11 protein-coding genes are annotated in these 17844 nt (G+C 47.3%); 2 read left to right on the forward strand and 9 right to left on the reverse strand.

The window, feature by feature from the left end:
• Positions 1-673 precede the first annotated feature (673 nt).
• Together G493_RS0115045 and G493_RS0115050 are read right to left on the reverse strand one after the other, a co-directional pair.
• Positions 674-2728 carry a molybdopterin-containing oxidoreductase family protein gene (locus G493_RS0115045; protein WP_028581053.1) on the reverse strand — a complete coding sequence of 685 codons (2055 nt, stop codon included), beginning with the start codon at positions 2726-2728 and terminating at the stop codon, positions 674-676.
• A gap of 8 nt (positions 2729-2736) precedes the next feature.
• A complete protein-coding gene (locus G493_RS0115050) occupies positions 2737-3675 on the reverse strand; it encodes a class I SAM-dependent methyltransferase (RefSeq protein WP_028581054.1) in 939 nt (312 codons plus the stop codon).
• Between the two features lie 1359 nt (positions 3676-5034).
• Between G493_RS0115050 and G493_RS0115055 the strand changes: the two genes are divergently transcribed.
• Positions 5035-5403: a PilZ domain-containing protein gene (locus G493_RS0115055; RefSeq protein WP_028581055.1), complete on the forward strand. Its 369-nt coding sequence runs from the start codon at positions 5035-5037 to the stop codon at positions 5401-5403.
• Positions 5404-5612: 209 nt separating this feature from the next.
• Here G493_RS0115055 and G493_RS0115060 read toward each other — a convergent pair whose 3' ends face one another.
• Both G493_RS0115060 and G493_RS0115065 read right to left on the reverse strand, forming a co-directional pair.
• Entirely contained in the window at positions 5613-6800 is a 1188-nt protein-coding gene (locus G493_RS0115060) for a hypothetical protein (RefSeq protein ID WP_028581056.1), read from the reverse strand.
• A 387-nt stretch (positions 6801-7187) separates the two neighbouring features.
• Entirely contained in the window at positions 7188-10826 is a 3639-nt protein-coding gene (locus tag G493_RS0115065; protein WP_028581057.1) for a DUF3683 domain-containing protein, read from the reverse strand.
• 383 nt (positions 10827-11209) lie between these two features.
• Between G493_RS0115065 and G493_RS0115070 the strand changes: the two genes are divergently transcribed.
• Complete coding sequence (locus G493_RS0115070) at positions 11210-11719, forward strand: O-acetyl-ADP-ribose deacetylase (RefSeq protein ID WP_028581058.1); 510 nt, start codon at positions 11210-11212, stop codon at positions 11717-11719.
• Here G493_RS0115070 and G493_RS0115075 read toward each other — a convergent pair.
• The 5 genes from G493_RS0115075 to G493_RS29505 all read right to left on the reverse strand — a co-directional run bounded on the left by G493_RS0115075 (position 11710) and on the right by G493_RS29505 (position 17823).
• On the reverse strand, positions 11710-13407 hold the full coding sequence (locus tag G493_RS0115075; RefSeq protein ID WP_028581059.1) for a BatD family protein: 1698 nt from the start codon (positions 13405-13407) through the stop codon (positions 11710-11712). The two genes, G493_RS0115070 and G493_RS0115075, sit on opposite strands and share 10 nt — an antisense overlap.
• Positions 13408-13527: 120 nt before the next feature.
• Positions 13528-15327, reverse strand: a complete 1800-nt coding sequence (locus G493_RS0115080) for a VWA domain-containing protein (protein ID WP_028581060.1) — start codon at positions 15325-15327, stop codon at positions 13528-13530.
• On the reverse strand, positions 15324-16304 hold the full coding sequence (locus G493_RS0115085) for a vWA domain-containing protein (protein WP_205623694.1): 981 nt from the start codon (positions 16302-16304) through the stop codon (positions 15324-15326). The genes G493_RS0115080 and G493_RS0115085 overlap by 4 nt, the downstream gene beginning before the upstream one ends.
• Positions 16301-16843, reverse strand: a complete 543-nt coding sequence (locus G493_RS0115090) for a DUF4381 domain-containing protein (RefSeq protein ID WP_028581062.1) — start codon at positions 16841-16843, stop codon at positions 16301-16303. Before G493_RS0115090 ends, G493_RS0115085 begins: the two co-directional genes overlap by 4 nt.
• A complete protein-coding gene (locus tag G493_RS29505) occupies positions 16840-17823 on the reverse strand; it encodes a DUF58 domain-containing protein (RefSeq protein WP_051309341.1) in 984 nt (327 codons plus the stop codon). Before G493_RS29505 ends, G493_RS0115090 begins: the two co-directional genes overlap by 4 nt.
• Between the last annotated feature and the right edge of the window lie 21 nt (positions 17824-17844).

The raw sequence follows: 17844 nt of genomic DNA on the forward strand, positions 1-17844 counted from the left end.
GGGTACTTCTCCCTGATTTGCTCAATTATATGAAAAAGGGAGTTATTGGGAGCATCAATGCACTGGATAATATAGGATATTTGTTGGTCGAGACTATCGTCGTACATGTTTTTATAATACTCAGTCCTAGTTTGTGTTCCCAGCGCCATTGTCATAGTATAACCTCCTGATTTTGCAGAATATTATACTATAGTTTTGTCATTTATCAAGCGATAATATTACCTAGTCGGTTGAAATTATTATGCAATTCAAGAAAAGATGGGCCCAGAAGGTTGTGCCATAAATATCGGATGCACCCGATCTGTGTGTATCCATGTGTGTATGATGTCTATTTGTAGTTTTTTTTATGGAAATTTTCCTGACGTATGACGGGATGTTAGGTCCTTTCGGTTTGTATTCCACCCTCGCTGTCGACCTGAACCTCACGATTTGCTCTACCCATGCACAAAGCGGGTACAAAAGAGGGTACGAACAATAAAACAAAAAGCAACTTGAATCATAACTGATTGAAATAAAATATTATTTACAGCAGGATTCGACTCTCGCCTTCACCATCAGACATCCATAGTTAATTAATATGGAATGAAACCCGTTACCAGTAATCTGGTAACGGGTTTTTTATTTGTATTGTTCGCTGTCTCTCAACTCATGGTATTTGAGTTGCTGCAGGAAATTATACCTTACAGATATTACACATGAAGCTGCGGCTGGTTGATGTGCCGGTAATCGGACCGCGTACATCATCCTCGGTAAGGTCATTGAGGTTTGCCTTTGGATCGTATTCTCCCCAGCCCCAGGCGAGCCGGATGGTTCCTGGCTGGACAACCTCAAGAATGCGGGCTTGCATGGTGATACTTCCTTTTGGCGTGGAAATCTTAACAGAATCTCCATCTGCTATTCCCAGTTTTTGACTATCTTGTGGGTGTATGTCGGCAACCGGGCCTGTGGAGCTATTGAGTAAAGAGGGGATATTGCGGAATTGAGAGTTGGTAAATCGAATATCACGAGTTCCAGAAATACCAATAAACGGATAGGTGTCAGATTTATCGTGAAAACTGATGGGGTTTTCCATGGTGCCTTCGGCAAAAGGGACCGGATTATGGCCAACTTCGGCAAGCCTTGCAGAATAAAATTCCACTTTACCGCTAGGGGTGTGAAAAGGATGTTGGGTAAATTTTTCATACTGCTGCTGTTCAACGCGCAGGCAGTTAGAAGTATTTCGAACATCTGCAACCGTTGTTTCGGCTGTTTCCAGTTGATAATCGATGGCCTCTTCAGCCGTTTTCCACGGAAAAACCTTATCAAGGCCCAACTTATCCGCAATCCCTGCTACGATTTTCCAGTCAGGCCATGAATTTCCAACAGGATTAATGACAGCGTTTTGCAGAACAATTGGGTTATTGCGGATGGATGATCTGTTAAGCTGTGTTCTTTCAAAGCAACTGGAAGCAGGTAATACCACATCGGCAAGTTGGGCGGTTTCTGTAAGAAACAGGTCAATGACCACCAATGACGATACCTGAGCAAAAGCCTCTCTGGTTCGTTGTGAGTCAGCCATGCTGATTACGGGGTTACCTGACTGCACTATTACCATTTCCAACGGATAGGGTTTATGGTCAAGAATGGCGTCAACTATGCACCCCTGAACCTGGTTTCCCCAGGTTGGACTGAACGTATTGAATAGATGATAATCCTGGGTTATCGGTTTGAGGGTATCCTCAAGTAGATGCCGGTCTTGAATATTGCGAACGGGAATAGGCTGGGGTAAAACATCTCCACCTGGTTTATCCAGGTTACCTGTGAGTGGCCTGAGGCAGGCAACTGCCCTGGTAGTGTCAAAGACAAAACGATGCATGTCCAGACCATTACCGTCAACGATACAGGCTGGTTTTGTGGTAGCGTACAGAAATGCGACCTTTTTAACCTGTTCAGGTGTCAGCCATATTTGCCGGGCTATTTTTTCCGCCGGAAAATGAGCAGCAGCAGCTTTGAGTTCTTCAAATCCCAAGGTGTATTGAGATACAAACTCTTTATCATACAGTTCCTGTGTTATAATTTCATTGATCATAGACATGGCTAACAGACCGTCATGCCCGGGTTTAATCTGCAGCCAGAGGTCTGCTTTCCTTGCCAGCCTGGTTTGTACTGGGTCAATAACGATCAATTGCGCACCGTTTTTATGACCTGCAAGGATTGCCTCGGCAGCGCCCAAGGTGGTATTGGCATCATTTTTCCCCCAGACAATGATACATTGGCTAGCCTTGGGCTCAGGAAAGGCCATAGACCCATACACATACGAATGGGCCATGTCTCGCCCTACAAAGCAGACCGAGCCGTTGCCGATGGTGTTGGGAGATCCGAAATGGTGCATCAGCCGGTTTGGATAGTCCCACTGGGCACCCCAATCTGCGGCCATGCCGCGTAACCAGGCAACTGATTTCGCGCCACTTGCCCTTTTGTGTTGTTCCATGAGTTGTGCTACTTTCTCAAGGGCTTCGTCCCATCCGACTTCACGAAATGGTGCATTTTTATCATCGCGTACAAGCGGCGTGGTCAATCGCTTTGGGGAAGAGACGATCTCCGGCGCAGCGTTGAGTTTGGGGCAGACAATCTGGTCCTGTTCTGTAACCATGGATTTTCTTCTGGCAGAGACCAGTTTGTCATCTATCACTTCTGCGACGATGGGGCAGCAGGATGAACAGAGACGGCAGACAGTATCAATATGCATAGCACCTCCTATCGCGTGGCTTTGAGATAACAGCTTTGGATGAGCTCATAGTGGTTGGAATGTGTTCTGATTTTCCACCACGTTTTTCCTTTTGTCATAATCTGCCATTGCGATGGGAGATTATCTGTGGAGGAAGACAGCAGGGCTGCAATGTTGTCTAACCCTTTGCCTTGGTAAGGGCCTTCTATTTTACCCCCAAGCCATTCTTCGATTTCAGCAGCTTCCTCTGACCAACTGAAAGGATCTGAAAGGACAAACTGGGAATTTTCCATTCTGGTAACTCGATCCATTTCCATGAGATGCTTGATGGGAGAAGGGACCTTGTCCACCAGGTTAAGTGAACCAAAAGCGGCAATGGTTGATTTGCGAACAGGAAGCGCCAGGGCATTGCCGACAATAAATTCTACATTGGTTGAATCCCAGTGATCAGGAAGCGTGAAGGTGACCTCTTTTGTCAGATACCCTTCCTCTTTCAAGCCAAATGTAATATTTCGCTGCAGCATTAACTGCCTGGCTGTACGGATAAATGCTATAGAATTATCGATTCCCAAAGCAAAATTGCATTTGCTGCCCAACTCAAAGGTGAATCGTCCCACCGCGCCACCAGCATCAAGACCCATACCATTGACAGGTGTAACCAGATCAGACCAGGTTGCATAAGCTTCCGAAGCATTATCCATATCAAACAGATCAGAAAAATGACTCCAGAGATAAGAAGATACAACTGTATCATGTTCATATTTGTTGTTCTGTATTTGCGTATCATCCTGGAACGGATCCAGATACGCAATTCCATTGGCTATGGGATAGGTTGCACCGCAATGGGGGCAGGCGAGGAGACCCTGTTCTATATCATCCTGGGTGGCGATGTCGATCTGCGGAGTAAGGGGAAATTCATCAGGAAGACATTTGGGACAGATAAGGATTTCAAGAAGTTGTTTTTTCACGATTAGTCCTGTATGGGGTTGAGGTTATTGACGGAATCGGAAAATAAAGCAAGGTTTCACGCGGGAACGCCTGCAGGTGCATTGTGCCTCCCTCACGATTGGAGTGTCTTATGTATAAGCATGTTCTTATGGCAGAATATATAAGCAAAGGAATATTAACGTGGGAATTGCTAGCTATACCCTTCACACTCGTATGAGAGTGAATATTTCCTGCCTGTATTGTTCAAAGGATATGAACAGACGACCAATTGTTTAAGTGTACTGAACCAACCTGAAGTCAGTAGCTGGGAAAATGCTTGGATCTCCCACAAGGTGGTTGATTCTTAAATAGAGGTAACTGCTCACAGTGTACTTGATTTTTTCGCGATGAGCCTGGCTTACGTATAACCCAATACGCTGCACCAGCCTGCTTGTAAAAACCTCAGGTACACTGTAACCCGTTACAAATACAGGGGAGTTTCAAACGTATTCATCTTCCCCAATGAGTAGTTGAGAATATAGAATAGAAAGCTACCCGTATGAGATCTGTTAGTCAATTTAAAATATTGTTATTGGAGTCAAGAAGTTAAGGGTCACGGAAGAAATTAATTATCCAATTTTGCTTGTCTTTCAACTCGCTAACGTCGTCGCGTCAAGGGCTCAATACGGCCAGTAGGGAACCATTGACGCGACAACGTTAACATGCCGATATCCTATGGAATTTTTAGATGTTTATTATTTCCTGCGGCCCTAAGCATTAAAGATATCATAGTATCTGGCTCCTGCTTGGTGTATGGAGGCACGGGAGTGTAATGATGAAAATTATTACCTTTATTATCTATATGATAATGAGTGTATGTCCATAAATGAGTATTTTTGTTTGAGGGCAAGGCATGTTTAAAATTTCAATACAGTTATATGTCTGATATTACGATTATAAAATGTAGAAGATTACACAGCTATCTGGCCAAAAGGCCATTTATGAACAGGCATTAACTAGAAAAAATCAGCTTTATTTCCCCTGGTCTTGAAAAATGTTTTTTTCACATATATCATTGCCTTATGCATACAAAAAGATGGAGCGTTTTTTTGGGCCAGTAGGATGTTCACTCTGTCTAATGGGATGCGCTATATCTTTGAGATATATCATATTTGTTTTTAATGATACGTTGTTGAGTAACTGATCACAGGTGCTCCAGATTTGGGCAAGCATGGTTTTTCGCAGGTAAGCGAAGACTCCGGTAGGCTATCTATGCGGGAAACCGCGATCGTGAAAAGAGGTAAGCGACCAGCGGGAGACTCCGTGGAGTACCTGTGATTAGTTACTTTGTTGATATGGGAAATACTGGCTTACCCAATGATTCGCCAAGGAGAATCTTCATGCAGGAAAAACGAAAATATAAACGCTACTATTTTCCAAAAGAAAAAATGATCACCCTGCACATTCACGTTGAAGACACGATTAAACTCGTAGCTAAGCTCCTTAATATTGGCGAAGGTGGTGTTGGCTTGGCAATGGAAAGATCGGCTGCCATTGACTTGCCTGAAGGAACTGTCTTGACCATTGATAAGGTTTCAGGGATCAGACATTTTCGGAGCTTGGCAAAGACTGAAGTTGTAGTTCGCTGGTCGATGGATAGCAATCATTTTCAGCACCTGAGTGTCGGCTGCCAGTTTCTGGCAGAGCAGGAAGCCATTGGCCATGAAATAGCGACATTGGCAGAGAAGGAAGAGATATCAGAACTGTGAAAAGGACAATAGTTCAACGGGATATGAAAAAACAGGTATGAATCGATTAGCTGTTACTGTTTATCCGGTGCTCATGGTTCGTTTAAGCACGTTTTTTCGCTATTGTTGGTTATGCGATGAGGCCTGATCAGGCCGGTGTACGGTGGAAGTTTACAAAAAGACGCCAGCAGCCTGGATAGCTGCTGGCGTTTTATCTAACACGGTTGCGTTTAGAAACGGAAACGTGCTCCAACTCCTATACGGCTGTATTTCTCAAGATCATCGAGTTCATCAACAGCTGCACGTCCTTCCAGGAACAGGGAAATATTGAACTCATCAGGCTCTCCGTAAATACGGCTGCCGACGTTGAGGATCAGGTCAAGATCAGTATCTTCAGTATCCAGGTCATTATCACCGGTACTGATCCAGCCACCCAGTCCAAAGCCAACAAAAACGGGATTCCAGGAGTAGTTAGCTATAACATCCACCAGGAATGCTGTCTCGCCGTCATCACCCTTGAAATGTGGAGCGATACCGACCATACCCAGTACTGAAAATTCCTCAGTGAAGTTGTATTCCATTCCACCGCGGATAAAGAAGTAGTCGCCTGGGTCAGTCTGCTTGTAGTATCCAAGATCAGCAACGGGGCGGAATCGGCTTTTTCCGGTTACTGCGGTCTGGCAGTCCTGCGAAGTTGCTTCCTGTCCCTGGTCATCGATGACTGTCACCTGGATAGTGTTGTCTCCGCAAGGCATGGGCATCTGATAGATCAAGGTGTTTGCCGGTACAGGCTCTTCACTGACCACGTTCCCTTCACTGTCAACGACAGTTACTTTCATGCTGGTGACTGCACTGTCATCGGTGGAGCTGCTTGCGTCAATGGTAACCATTTCTCCGCAGTAAGCGTTGACAGGTGTGACGGATGAGCTACAGGTTGGATCCTGGTTTACAGCCACAGGAATTGCGCCTATTTCTTTCAGGGCAACATTACTGCACACCATGGGGACAACGAATGTGTATCTGCTGCCTTCATAATCTACAACTACTTCAAATCCTGTAAAAGGAGCTTCTCCTCCCCAGGTAACATCTTTCATGATACGTACACGGCCATTCCCGTTTCTTTTATAGAGCATCCAGTTCAGGGTTTCGCCGGGAGCATATTCTTTTACTTCAGGGGTAGTCTGTGCAAGTTGCTCCATGAAGGGTTGATAGAGTTCAGGCATACCGGCGAGGGTAAAACCATCCATGATGGATTGCTGTTCTTCTGTGGCCATTGACTTGAGTTCTTCTACGCTGCTGATTGAAGGCGTATGAAAAGGATGTCGGCCAAGTTCCTTAATTGTGCCTGCGGCCTGGGCACTCACCGCTACAGTGCATGCCAGCAGCGAGGCCAGGAATAGCGTTTTGGTTGTTTTCATTGAATTCTCTCCTTAGGGTTTAAAAATTTGAACCATAAATTGTATAGCAAATTTAGTGCCTTTTGCAAGTGATCATTGCATCGTTATAAGCAAAAAACCGTAATAATAAGGGGTTGTGTCGTGGGTCCGTTTGGGCTCCAACACCTCCTGTATAGACTGGTCTCCCTAAAGGCTCAATGAAGCCAAGTTAGCGATATCTCATTGTCGCAATGAAGAGACGGGTTGTGTGAACAAGCAAGAGCTTTTTTTTCTCTCTTTACTGTCAACATCTGCTCTTGTCAATCTTATCGGAGGGTTACCCTGTGGGGAGGGAACAAAGAATGGAAAGGGCCTGATGTCGGCGATAATGGTTACATCTCGCGTCAGGCCCTTGCAGGCTGAGTGAAATTAAAATGTCACAATTTCAGTCTTATACATGAGCGAAGGCAACTCGTTTTGCCATGCATTACCCCCAAGATCCCTGGCCAGTTTTTCAGCAAGATGCTCGGGATGAATATTCAGGTGACTGTTTCTGCTCAGGCCTGAGATGCATGACGGACAATTGGTAAGAATAGTACTCGCCTGCATATGTTTACGTGCCTCGCTGATGGCATCGCCTTTTTTGATTAACATGGCGCCAGATATGTCTGGCCTGGACAGGGCCATGGTGCCTGCTTCAGAGCAGCAGTAAGGAACTGCTTCCACAGTATGTCCAAGTTGTCTTATGATGGATACGCCCTGACCTTCCATGGAATCATGACAGGGGGTATGGTACAGGTACTCAGAGGCGTTATCTTTTGAAAAGAGAGTAGTATTTTTTTCTACAGCGTATCTGGAGACGTCTTTGATCGGGCAATCAAAGATATCTTCAACACCTATCTCATGGAGTGATTCCTTACAGGTACCACAACTGATCACAAACGCGTCAAAGTTGATATAGCCCAGCATGTCACGAATTTGACTGAGAATAATAGTGTCACGCAAACTGATTTCACCATGCATAGCCTGTTTGGCATTGACTTTGGCTGGGAAACCGCAGCACAGGAATGGAGGTGGCAAAACAACACGAACCTGGGCTTTGAGCAGGATATACAGTGCGGCCATGGAAATATCAGCGTAAAGTCGTTCTGAACCGCATCCAGGGAAATAGAAGACCGTTGTATTAACGCTTTCCTTGGGCTGTATGAGGAGCGTTTCACTATTGGAAGTTGCTGGCAGAATATCGCGCAACGTTCCCTTTGAAGCCCTTGCCATGGGTGACTGGAGGAGTTGCAGACTCTTCACGTGGCTGATGGTTTCCTGCGGCAGTTTTTGAGCCATCGGAGAAAGTTTTCTCTGCACGGCAGCCCCCCATTCCACCACACTCTTTCGAAATACAGCATTAAAGGTTTTATTCCTGTTTTTGAGATACTGCAGAGAAAGGACTGTTTGCACAGGAGAGTGTTTGTAGCCCAAGTCCTGGAGAATTTGACGCTCCAGGATAGAAACCTCTGCCGTGTCTATATCTACCGGGCAAGGGGGCAGACATTTCCTGCACATCGTACAGTGATCAGCCACTTCTTCAAGATATTTGAGCTGATTGAAGCGCGGAAATCGGGAACGCTGCATATCGTACAGCAAGGCTTCAATCAACGCACCTATGACCAGGTTTTTGTTCCTTGGGTGAAAGAAAAGGTTAGTCCCGGGATGGAAAACACAGCAGTCAGCTTTACATTTTCCACAGCGAATACACCGGGAAATCTTTGAAGACAGGGTTTCAAGGGAACCGTACTGTAGAATCCTGGCCTCCAGCTCAAGGAGATTGAAAGATGGTGTGAATACTTTTTCAATGATATTGGAATCTTCCAGCTTTCCGGGGTTCATAAGACCCTGAGGGTCAATTTTTTTTCTGTATGCTGTCAATTCGTTGACACGTTGCTCATCCAGAAATTTCATCTTGGTGATGCCTATGCCGTGTTCGCCGCTGACGACGCCTCCCAGGGCAACAGCTTTTTCCATGATGTCTTCCGCAGTTTTTTCAGCACGCTGCATCATGTAGCGATCATTGGAAAAAACAGGAATGTTAACATGCACGTTGCCATCTCCAGCATGCATGTGGGTGGCAATTATGATTCTTCTTTTGCGAACATCTTTGTAAATCTGTTCGATATTGGAGCTGACCCGTTTATATCCTCGAAACAATTCCAGGAGTTCAACCTTCAACCCATTGATATATGTATCAATGCGTATGGCATCTCTACCACCGGCCTGGAGGTTGCTGATGGCCTGCATGCAGAGTTCATCTGCTTTGGGTTTTTTGGCTTCCAGCCAGTCAGGGTCTTCTATGGGCCCAGCTATTTCAAGGTAGGCGAGGATCTCGTGAATAATCCGTTCTTTGTTGTGGATGTCCTCATCCATATTGTAAGCATCCACAAAGCGGGCAAATTCAGCCAGCGCAGGCAACGGTAGCACGATGTCTTCGTTGAGTTTAAAAGCATTGGTCCGGGCAGCTATGGCACCAAGGCGTTTACGGTCCCGCCAGAAACGTACAGCTTCGTCATTGTCTTTTGCAATAAAGACTTCGGTGTTCACATAGGATTCGAGCAGTCTGGTCAGCCGTTCCTTGCCGTGTTTTATCTGGTCGTCTGTATGGGCGACCATATCTATTAACAGAACAGCTTTGGGTGTCGTGGAACGGGCGGCCTTGACTTTGTAGTCAATGGCTTTGATGTATTCATCATCAAAATGTTCCAAAGCCATAAGAGCTTCTTCACCCTGGTTGGTGAATTCCTCAGATATTTCAACTATGACCCTGCTGGCCTCATCCATGTCAGCGCCAAAGAATTCGAGGCAGAAGGTGGTTTTTTTCTCATATGCGCGGTAAAGAACGAACTCAGCAGAAGTGATAATACCGTCAGTTCCTTCTTTCTGTACACCAGGTAAACCTTTCAGCGCTTTGTTTGTAATATCCTTCCAGAGACCTTTTTTGCGAATCTCATCGCCTTGCAGTTCAATGCGCTGGAGTAAGGTGTCATGTTCATCGGTTATGTTAAATACTACCGAATCATCAGGAAGGATTTTTCGTAACGGATGGCCTTCGCGGCGCACCTGCAACAGGCCAGCTCCTGGCATGGCAATTTTGTATGAGAGAATATTGTCAATTGCGGTTCCCCAGAGGACCGCTGTCTTGCCGCCAGCATTTTCTGCAATATTGCCACCAATGGTGGATGCCCAGGCGCTGGTCGGATCTGTGGCGAAAACCAGGTTGGCTTTGTCCGCATATGCCATGGCATCCTGGGTTATGACTCCTGATTCAAGGCAGAGGACAGGCGTGGTTTGAACCGTGCCGTCAGCCTGGGTGAGATCTTGTTCATGTATAGGGAAAATTCGGTTGAGTTTTTCCGTATTAATGATCACACAGTCTCCCCGGACAGGCACACTGCCTCCTGTGAGTCCCGTACCACCGCCCCGGGGTATAATGTGCAAGTGGAGATCTGCAATGGCATCCATGAGTGGTGCGACCTGTGCTTCTGTCTCAGGCCGCAGAACAGCTATGGGTAGAAACAGACGCCAGTCGGTTGCATCCGTGGCATGGCTGATCAGGGAAAAAGGATCAAAGCATATATTTTCCTTGCCAATGATCGGGGCGAGTTTTTTCTTGATATCTTCCCTACGTTTCGGCGTCCCGCTGATGTTTTCCCGCAACAGGGTCAGTTGCTGTCTGCACAGGTCCACCAGGTTGACCACCTTTGTACTTCGTTCAGATGTCACGCTCACCTTTTGGGCAGTTGACTCTATAATGGCAAGGTCAGTTTCTGCGGTTTTGAAAAAAGAGCGTCTTCGCTTTGGTGAGTCGATCAGTTCCTGGTAAAGAAAGGGGTTTCTATGCAGGATAAACAGATCACCCATAAAACGCATTACCAACCGTGCCGATCTGCCGGTAACCCTTTGACTCCGCAGCTCTTCGAGATCTTCCCACACCGAAGGGCCGAAGAGTTGGTTTATGATCAGTCGGTCATCGGCAGAGGTGAAATTATACGGGATTTCGCGGTAGTCTTTTTTGCTCATGATCTTGCTTCAGTTCAATAAATGTGGATAAGATGAGATAAAATACTGCGTTTCGTTAAACTCTTTCGGCTTTCTGGAATGAGAGACGATCAGGGGTGAACTGCTGAACATCCGGAAGAGAGTATCTGAGGGCAGAATACTTCCCAAAAATCAGAGGAATGGTCATTGCATATGGCAGATTGGTTACTCACACTGTACAGCACTGGTTGTTCAAATAAAAAAAGATATGGAAGCCCATACCTTTGAGAGTATTGCATTGATTGAGCCCTATCGACTTTATGTTTGGGACTAATTATCCATAGTCTACGCCTGCTGACACAAAAATGCTATCAGAATCCGTACTAATCATAAAAAAAAATGATGAATGAAGGGAGGAGACATCAATGGCAGAGATAACTATTCGAGTAGGGGATATTACCAAAGAAGATGTGGATGCCATCGTCAATGCTGCAAACAATTCATTGCTGGGAGGCGGCGGTGTGGATGGCGCTATACATCGGGCTGCAGGGCCTGAATTACTTGCAGCCTGTGTTCCTCTAGGTGGATGCCCAACAGGAAAGGCTAAAATGACCAGTGGTTTTAACCTGCCTGCCAGATACATTATCCATACCGTTGGCCCTATATGGCGGGGTGGGGAACAGGGAGAGGCTGAACTTCTTCGTTCCTGTTACCTCCACTGCTTGCAGCTGGCTGAAGACAATGGTTTGAAAACCATTGCCTTTCCGGCAATCAGTTGCGGGGTTTACGGTTATCCCCTGGATCAGGCGTGTGGTATTGCCTGCAGGACGGTCAAAGAGAGCCTGGAGAGCAGCACCTGTATCGAGGAAGTGCGTTTCATCTGCTTCAACGATGCCATAGAAAAGGCTTATCGCAAAGCCATGGCTCAATCATAGAGCTCCGCGAGGGGTTCCTTGGTGTTCTGGTGTTTGTGAAGTGAAGCCTTGCGTAACGCGACCCAGGATTTATACAGGGCATCACCGTCCCATGGCTGTTCGGGGCGAGTGGCACTGTAAAGATAACGGTTGAGTAAGGTTTTTTGTCGTTTATATTCAGCCAATTCCTGGCTGGCAGTTTCCTTCATTGCAGGTGTGATGAGATCCGCTTCTTCTCCAAGCAGCTGGCGGGCGGCCTCCGCATCACCCTGCTGACAGACTTGTTTTAATTGTCTGCCAAGCTTGTCGTTGCTGGATTTGGAGTGCTCTTTGGACCTGGTAACCTGGGAGATTCGTTTTTTAGACCGCAGCAGAAACAGTCCTGTTGCTGCCCAGCCGGTTGCCAGCAGACAACTGATCCAGAACCAGTATTCGTGTTCTTTCCAGGATCGGGGCGCAACTGCAAGGGTGGCAGGAGCACTTGGGCTGTTAGCTTGTATGGAGCTTGCTTCTTCCTTTGGAGGAGTTGATTCCTGCACACCGGGTGTCGGTAGAACCTGCAGATCGGCACCCTTAATGGTAAGAGTCTCGGGTGCATCTTTTTGAATGTTCCAGTAAGAAATAGTGAGAGGTGCAATGGAGTATGTTCCTTCACCGGGAGCAATAAACGTTATTTTCTTTTCCACTGTTCCACTGATTCCCTGGGAGGTGCTTGTGTCTTTCCACTGGGGTTGATCACTATAGGTTCGCAATTTGCCATCGGATTGCAGCTGTGGATCAGGGAGAAATTTGGCGAGGCTGTTTTGTGCTGTAAGTCGAATGGTCGCTGTAACCGGCGTACCTGCCTGGATTTTTTCAAGGGGGGCAGACCAATCCAGCGAACCCTTGAGTTCCCGTGCTGCCAGCCATGGTGCAGGTGCGTTCTCGGGTATGGGACGGATAGTGAATTGTATGGGAGCAGAGTGGACTCTTTTGGTTGGTCCACGCTGGCTGAATGGATCGAAAAAAGAGTTTCTGCTGCCTACCGTCCCTTCAAAGCGAATTGAGGGAATAGTCATGGAACCGGGTTTCTCTGGAAAAAGCGCGTAACGGCGCTCAATAACCTGATAATTGCGAGCCCCCCTGGTGGTGGTGTATTGTTTGTCTTCTCCCAGTTTTTTAATGGTAACATCATCCATGGTTGGCTCAGAGAGAGCCCCCTGGGATAAGGGAAGGCCAATAAACAAGCGTACACTCAACAGTACCTGCGAATGGACATATGGATCATTGGGAGTAGCTTCAACCTCAAGATACAGATTTTTGTCTTTTTCGTTCTGTTGGGATGTTGCCAGTTTGACGATCAGTTCAATGCCGTTACTACGCTCTTTCCCGACCTGAATGGGAGGTATCTGTAGTAAACCTGTAGTCTTGGGCATGAGACTGAGTTGATATCTGCGCGAATAACTGGTGCTCCCGTTTATCACCTGCATATTGGTGCTGCTGCTGCGATTGAGAATTTCAAATTGTTCTTCCAGCGGTGTCCAGTCTGGTTCCTCCCGGCCTGGATTTTCAATGATCAGCGTATATGTAACTGACTCGTTTTCTGTCACAGGGTTGCGGTCCACCTGGGCAGTTATTGTGGCAGAGAAGGCCGGAACAGAAGACAATATCCACAAAAGAAAGAAAACCGGGATATGGTTGAACAGAAATATTTTTTTGTAATTCTTCACGGGATATATTACGGGCTCTTTTTGCGTTCTGTAATTACGTTTTAGAGGTGCGGAAAATAATAACCATTCAAAAATTGCGCAGGATATTGGATCATTTATTTTTTCCGCAGCCCTTACTTTTCACCATGTCTGCCGAGTCCCTGAAGAACGGGGAAGCTGCTTGTACTGGTACTGAAATTTATTGCGCCATAATCCGCCGGGATCATCGGGAATTGTTCTAAGCCACTGTTCCTTCTGTTGTTCTTCGGGAGTTTGCTGTGCCAGGGCATTATTTGTCTGCACCGCGTCAGTCTGTTCGTTCTCCTGATTTTGCTCCTGGTTTTGGGCAGAGAACCGGGAGTGTTCGCTTTGCGAATCTTTTTCAGGCATGTCTTTTGATGACTGCTGAGCCTGGGCAGATTGTTGTTGCTGTTCCTGTAGGTTGGTATCAGCAGGATCTTTTTGTGCCCCCGGTTCATTATCGGCCGAATTTTCCTTGCCTTTTTGCTGGCTGGCAGTTTGACTTTGCTGTTGCTGTTGCTGTTGCTGTTGCTGTTGCTGTTGCTGTTGCTGTTGCTGTTGCTGTTGCTGTTGCTCAAGAAGTTGCTGGACGATTTCGCGGTTATGGGCTGCATCGCTGTGGTCGGGGTTTTCCCGGAGCACTCGATTGTACTGCTCCAGTGCCTCATCAAGTCTTCCCAATTGTGCCAGAGCATTTCCCCGGTTATATGATGATTCTGTATCGTCAAAGTGGGAAAGTGTCTGTAAAGCAGCCTCGTAATCTCCAGCCTTGTATTGGGCAGCAGCCTTCCATTGGCTATTTTGGAAACGTTCGGCGGCATCGGCCGGTTTGTCGTTTTTAAATGCCTCCATGGCCTGTTGGTTGGTATTGTGCCATAGGTCGTTCCATGCCAGAGCGTGAGAGGGCTTCGGGCCGATAATTACCAGGAGAAGAGCCGTCAGGAATACACCACGTCGAAAAAAAAGGAGTCCGACAGGCAACAGAACCACGGCGAACCAGGCACCATCATCAGTATACTGTTCAATGGTTGTATTCTTTGCCGCTTTCTTCATGTCTGCATGGGATTTCACTGCCTGGAGCAATAGATCCACATCTGTGTTGTCCGGAGTAATGGTGTGATAGATGCCACCTGTCTTTAATGCTACCTGTTTCATGGAATCTTTCTGCAATTTGCTGAGAGCCAGGTTGCCTGAGCTGTCATACATAAATCCTTTCTCGCTATCAGGAACGGGAGCACCTTCTGCAGTCCCCACTCCGAGAATGGAAATTCGATTGCCACTGGCTGCTTTCACCACCTGTGGCAGCACTTCGTTTTCCATGCCGTCAGAAATGAGAAGTATATCTCCGGCAGGAGAACCAGATTGCCGGAGAAGCTCACTGGCTTTTGTAACCGCATCTTCCACATTGGAACCCTGACCAGGCATAATAGAGGTATCCATGGCTTTGACCTGCAGGATGATGGTTTTTTTATCCGGCGTCAATGGACACACTACATAGGATTGTTCCGCATAGACAACCAGGCCTGTCTGGCCACCCTGACGTTGTTTGAGAATATCCATGACTTTGAGTTTGGCCCTGGAAAGGCGGCTGGGCTTGATATCAGCGGCATCCATGGACCGGGAGAGATCCAGGACCAGGACCAGTCCACCTGTATCTGTGAAAACAGGGTGTTCCTGCTTTCTCCAGGACGGACCAGACAATGAGAATATAGCGGGTACAAAAAAAAGCAGGCATAACAAAACGATATTTTTATTTTGTCTGTTTGCCGATTGGACGAGTATTACAGGTCGAAGAACTGAGTCAATGATCTGTTCCCATGGGCGACTACTCAACCTGCGACTGTACAGCAGGTACACCAGCAGGACAAGCAGGGGACAAAGCAGAAAATACCAGGGGCGTAGAAAATGCAGACTGCTCATGACGTCGCTTTCCTGAAAAAGAGCAGTAAGGCGAAGAGAACGGCCAGGCTCAAGGGGATATAATGCAGGGATCGTTCCGGACGATACCACTGCTCATCCGCTGCGATCGGCTCAATGGTATCGATTAAGCGATACACTTCTTCAAGTTCCTTACTGTTTTTTGCCCGAAAATACTTGCCATTGGTTGTGGCTGCAATGGCCTGAAGTGTCTTTTCATCCAGATCCCTGGAAGGATTGACGCTCCGGCGGCCAAAGAGTGTAGAGACGGTCATTTCCTCTGAGCCAACACCTATGGTGTAGACGGTTATGTTCTCCTGTGCTGCAAATTGCGCCGCTTCAATGGGGTCCACCGCACCAGCAGTATTGGCTCCATCCGTCAGCAGGATAAGAACCCTGTGCTCTGCCGGCATCTCACGCAGCTGTTTTACGGCCAGGCCAATGGCGTCGCCGATGGCTGTCTTGTCACCTGCCAGGCCGATGGCTGATTCATCGAGAAATGCCTGGACCGTGGATCGGTCAAAGGTGAGTGGTGCCTGAACATATGGCTGGCTGCCAAAAAGAATCAGACCAATGCGGTCACCCTTACGACGTTCCAGGAAATCACCCGCTACGGCTTTGGTGGCCTGGAGACGATTCACCTGGGATGAACCAAGGGTAAAATCTTCAACCTCCATTGACCCTGAAAGGTCAATAGCAAGAAACATGTCGCGTCCGTTGAGTTGCAGGGCCACGGGTTCTCCCTGCCAGATAGGGCGTGCCGCTGCAGCTACCAGACTGATCCAGCAGACTGTGAGAAGAAAAAGGGTGCCCCAGGAAAGAGTGGAACTGTGTATTTCTGCCTCCTCAAAATCAGTCAGAAAGGGGACCTGCAGCATGGCTGTATCCGGTTCATGTTGATGGCCTGGCCAGTATTTGACAATGACCAGTGGCACGGGAAGCAGTAAAAATACCCACGGCCAGCTGAACTGCAACATCATTCTCTCCAGGTTTTTGCAGGAAGGGCTTTAATCCATGAGAGACATGCCGTATACAGAGCGTCTCTATCCAATACGGAAACCGATCTGTCATACGTGGCACGCAACAGTTGTTGTCCTGTCTCATTATGAAAGAAGCTTTGCTTCTGTTCAGGACCGTACGCACAATTATCCAGAAAATGCAGCCATTCTTCCCCCACAAGGTGGATGCCGGGATTTTCAGGAAAACGGGATTTGCAGATGCGACGCAGCAGTATGGATGTTTGTTTGGCCAGGAGATGCGGAGAGGTTTCCTGGGCAGTGTTTTGGAATATTGAGTCCAAAAGAGTCATGGCTTTGTCCCTCCAGGCTTCCTGTTGCTTTTTTTCGGTCATATAGAAAAAAAAGAGAATACAGGTCAGGCCAAGGGCAAGTATAGCCCACCATCCTGGCGCAAGTGGCCACCATGAAACAGGATCGGGCATATGGTAACCGCGCAGGGGCAGGGCATAAGAGTCTCCTGTCATGAGGAAATCAGGCATGTGCAGTAGTGCTCTATTCATGGATTGGTCCCCCTTTTCTGCATTGGACGCCGAATAAAACCGTGGCGCAGTGTTTCAATGGGGTCCTCATGGGTAGGCAAGGGAAGGTAATGGAGGCCATTTTTAAGTGAAAGGGTCTGAAGGTATTGCTGTCGCAAAAAAAATTGCTGTTCATATTGTTTCCGAAACCTTGAGTTGCCTGTCTGTACATGCATGGTCTGCCGCCCATTGGTTATGGGGAGCTTTCCCTGTTTAGGGAGCGACTGTTCAAAGATGTCAAAAATATGGCAAAGAATGACGTCATTATGCCGTGATAACTGCCCCACCTCAAGTTCTGTTTCGCTGTCAAAAGCTCTCATGTCGCTAAAGATGAGAATGAGTCCACCCGGTTTTGCCACTCTGCGCAGTCGTAGAAGCTCCTGTGCCATGAGTCTGTTAGGTGGCCTATGCCGTTCCTTCCAGGCCGGCGCTTCATGAATCCTGTGTAAAAAATGGAGCAGTCCTCGCTTGCCTTTTTGAGGACGAATTTCACTGCTTGTATCGCCTAATGCAAGAAGTCCTCCAACTCTGTCGCCAACTCGACATGCGTTCCAGGCAACGGCAGCTGCCGTATGGGCGGCAACCACAGATTTGAAAGCACAGCGGGTGGCAAAAAACATAGTTGAGGTGAGATCAATATAAAGCAGGACCGCACGTTCACGTTCTTCCTGAAAGATTTTGGAGTGGGGTTTCCCCAGGCGGGCAGTGATTCGCCAGTCCAGGTGCCTGATATCATCACCGGGTTGGTACGGTCTGGCTTCGATAAATTCCATGCCACGACCACGAAAAGGAGAACGGTATCCTCCTGCCTGCATACCTGTGATGGCTTGAGACCTGAGAGGAATGGCTTTGTCGTACTGTTTGTATTGCACCAGGTCAGCAATAGTCACCGTATCGGGACTGGAATAGCGTTTTTTCCACAAGTGGTGCTGTTCAGAGCGTGTATTAAGAATCGTAGCCATGTTTCAACTGCTGGGGTAGCG

Origin of the sequence: Desulfogranum japonicum DSM 18378 (genome assembly GCF_000429945.1) — a bacterium.
GTDB lineage: Bacteria > Desulfobacterota > Desulfobulbia > Desulfobulbales > Desulfobulbaceae > Desulfogranum > Desulfogranum japonicum.

What these genes read in the sequence shown, in the direction of transcription:
- G493_RS0115080 (WP_028581060.1), bottom strand. Translation starts at nt 15,327, where the DNA reads ATGAGCAGTCTGCATTTTCTACGCCCCTGGTATTTTCTGCTTTGTCCC.
- G493_RS0115045 (WP_028581053.1), bottom strand. Translation starts at nt 2,728, where the DNA reads ATGCATATTGATACTGTCTGCCGTCTCTGTTCATCCTGCTGCCCCATC.
- G493_RS0115070 (WP_028581058.1), top strand. Translation starts at nt 11,210, where the DNA reads ATGGCAGAGATAACTATTCGAGTAGGGGATATTACCAAAGAAGATGTG.
- G493_RS0115090 (WP_028581062.1), bottom strand. Translation starts at nt 16,843, where the DNA reads ATGAATAGAGCACTACTGCACATGCCTGATTTCCTCATGACAGGAGAC.
- G493_RS29505 (WP_051309341.1), bottom strand. Translation starts at nt 17,823, where the DNA reads ATGGCTACGATTCTTAATACACGCTCTGAACAGCACCACTTGTGGAAA.
- G493_RS0115060 (WP_028581056.1), bottom strand. Translation starts at nt 6,800, where the DNA reads ATGAAAACAACCAAAACGCTATTCCTGGCCTCGCTGCTGGCATGCACT.
- G493_RS0115055 (WP_028581055.1), top strand. Translation starts at nt 5,035, where the DNA reads ATGCAGGAAAAACGAAAATATAAACGCTACTATTTTCCAAAAGAAAAA.
- G493_RS0115085 (WP_205623694.1), bottom strand. Translation starts at nt 16,304, where the DNA reads ATGATGTTGCAGTTCAGCTGGCCGTGGGTATTTTTACTGCTTCCCGTG.
- G493_RS0115065 (WP_028581057.1), bottom strand. Translation starts at nt 10,826, where the DNA reads ATGAGCAAAAAAGACTACCGCGAAATCCCGTATAATTTCACCTCTGCC.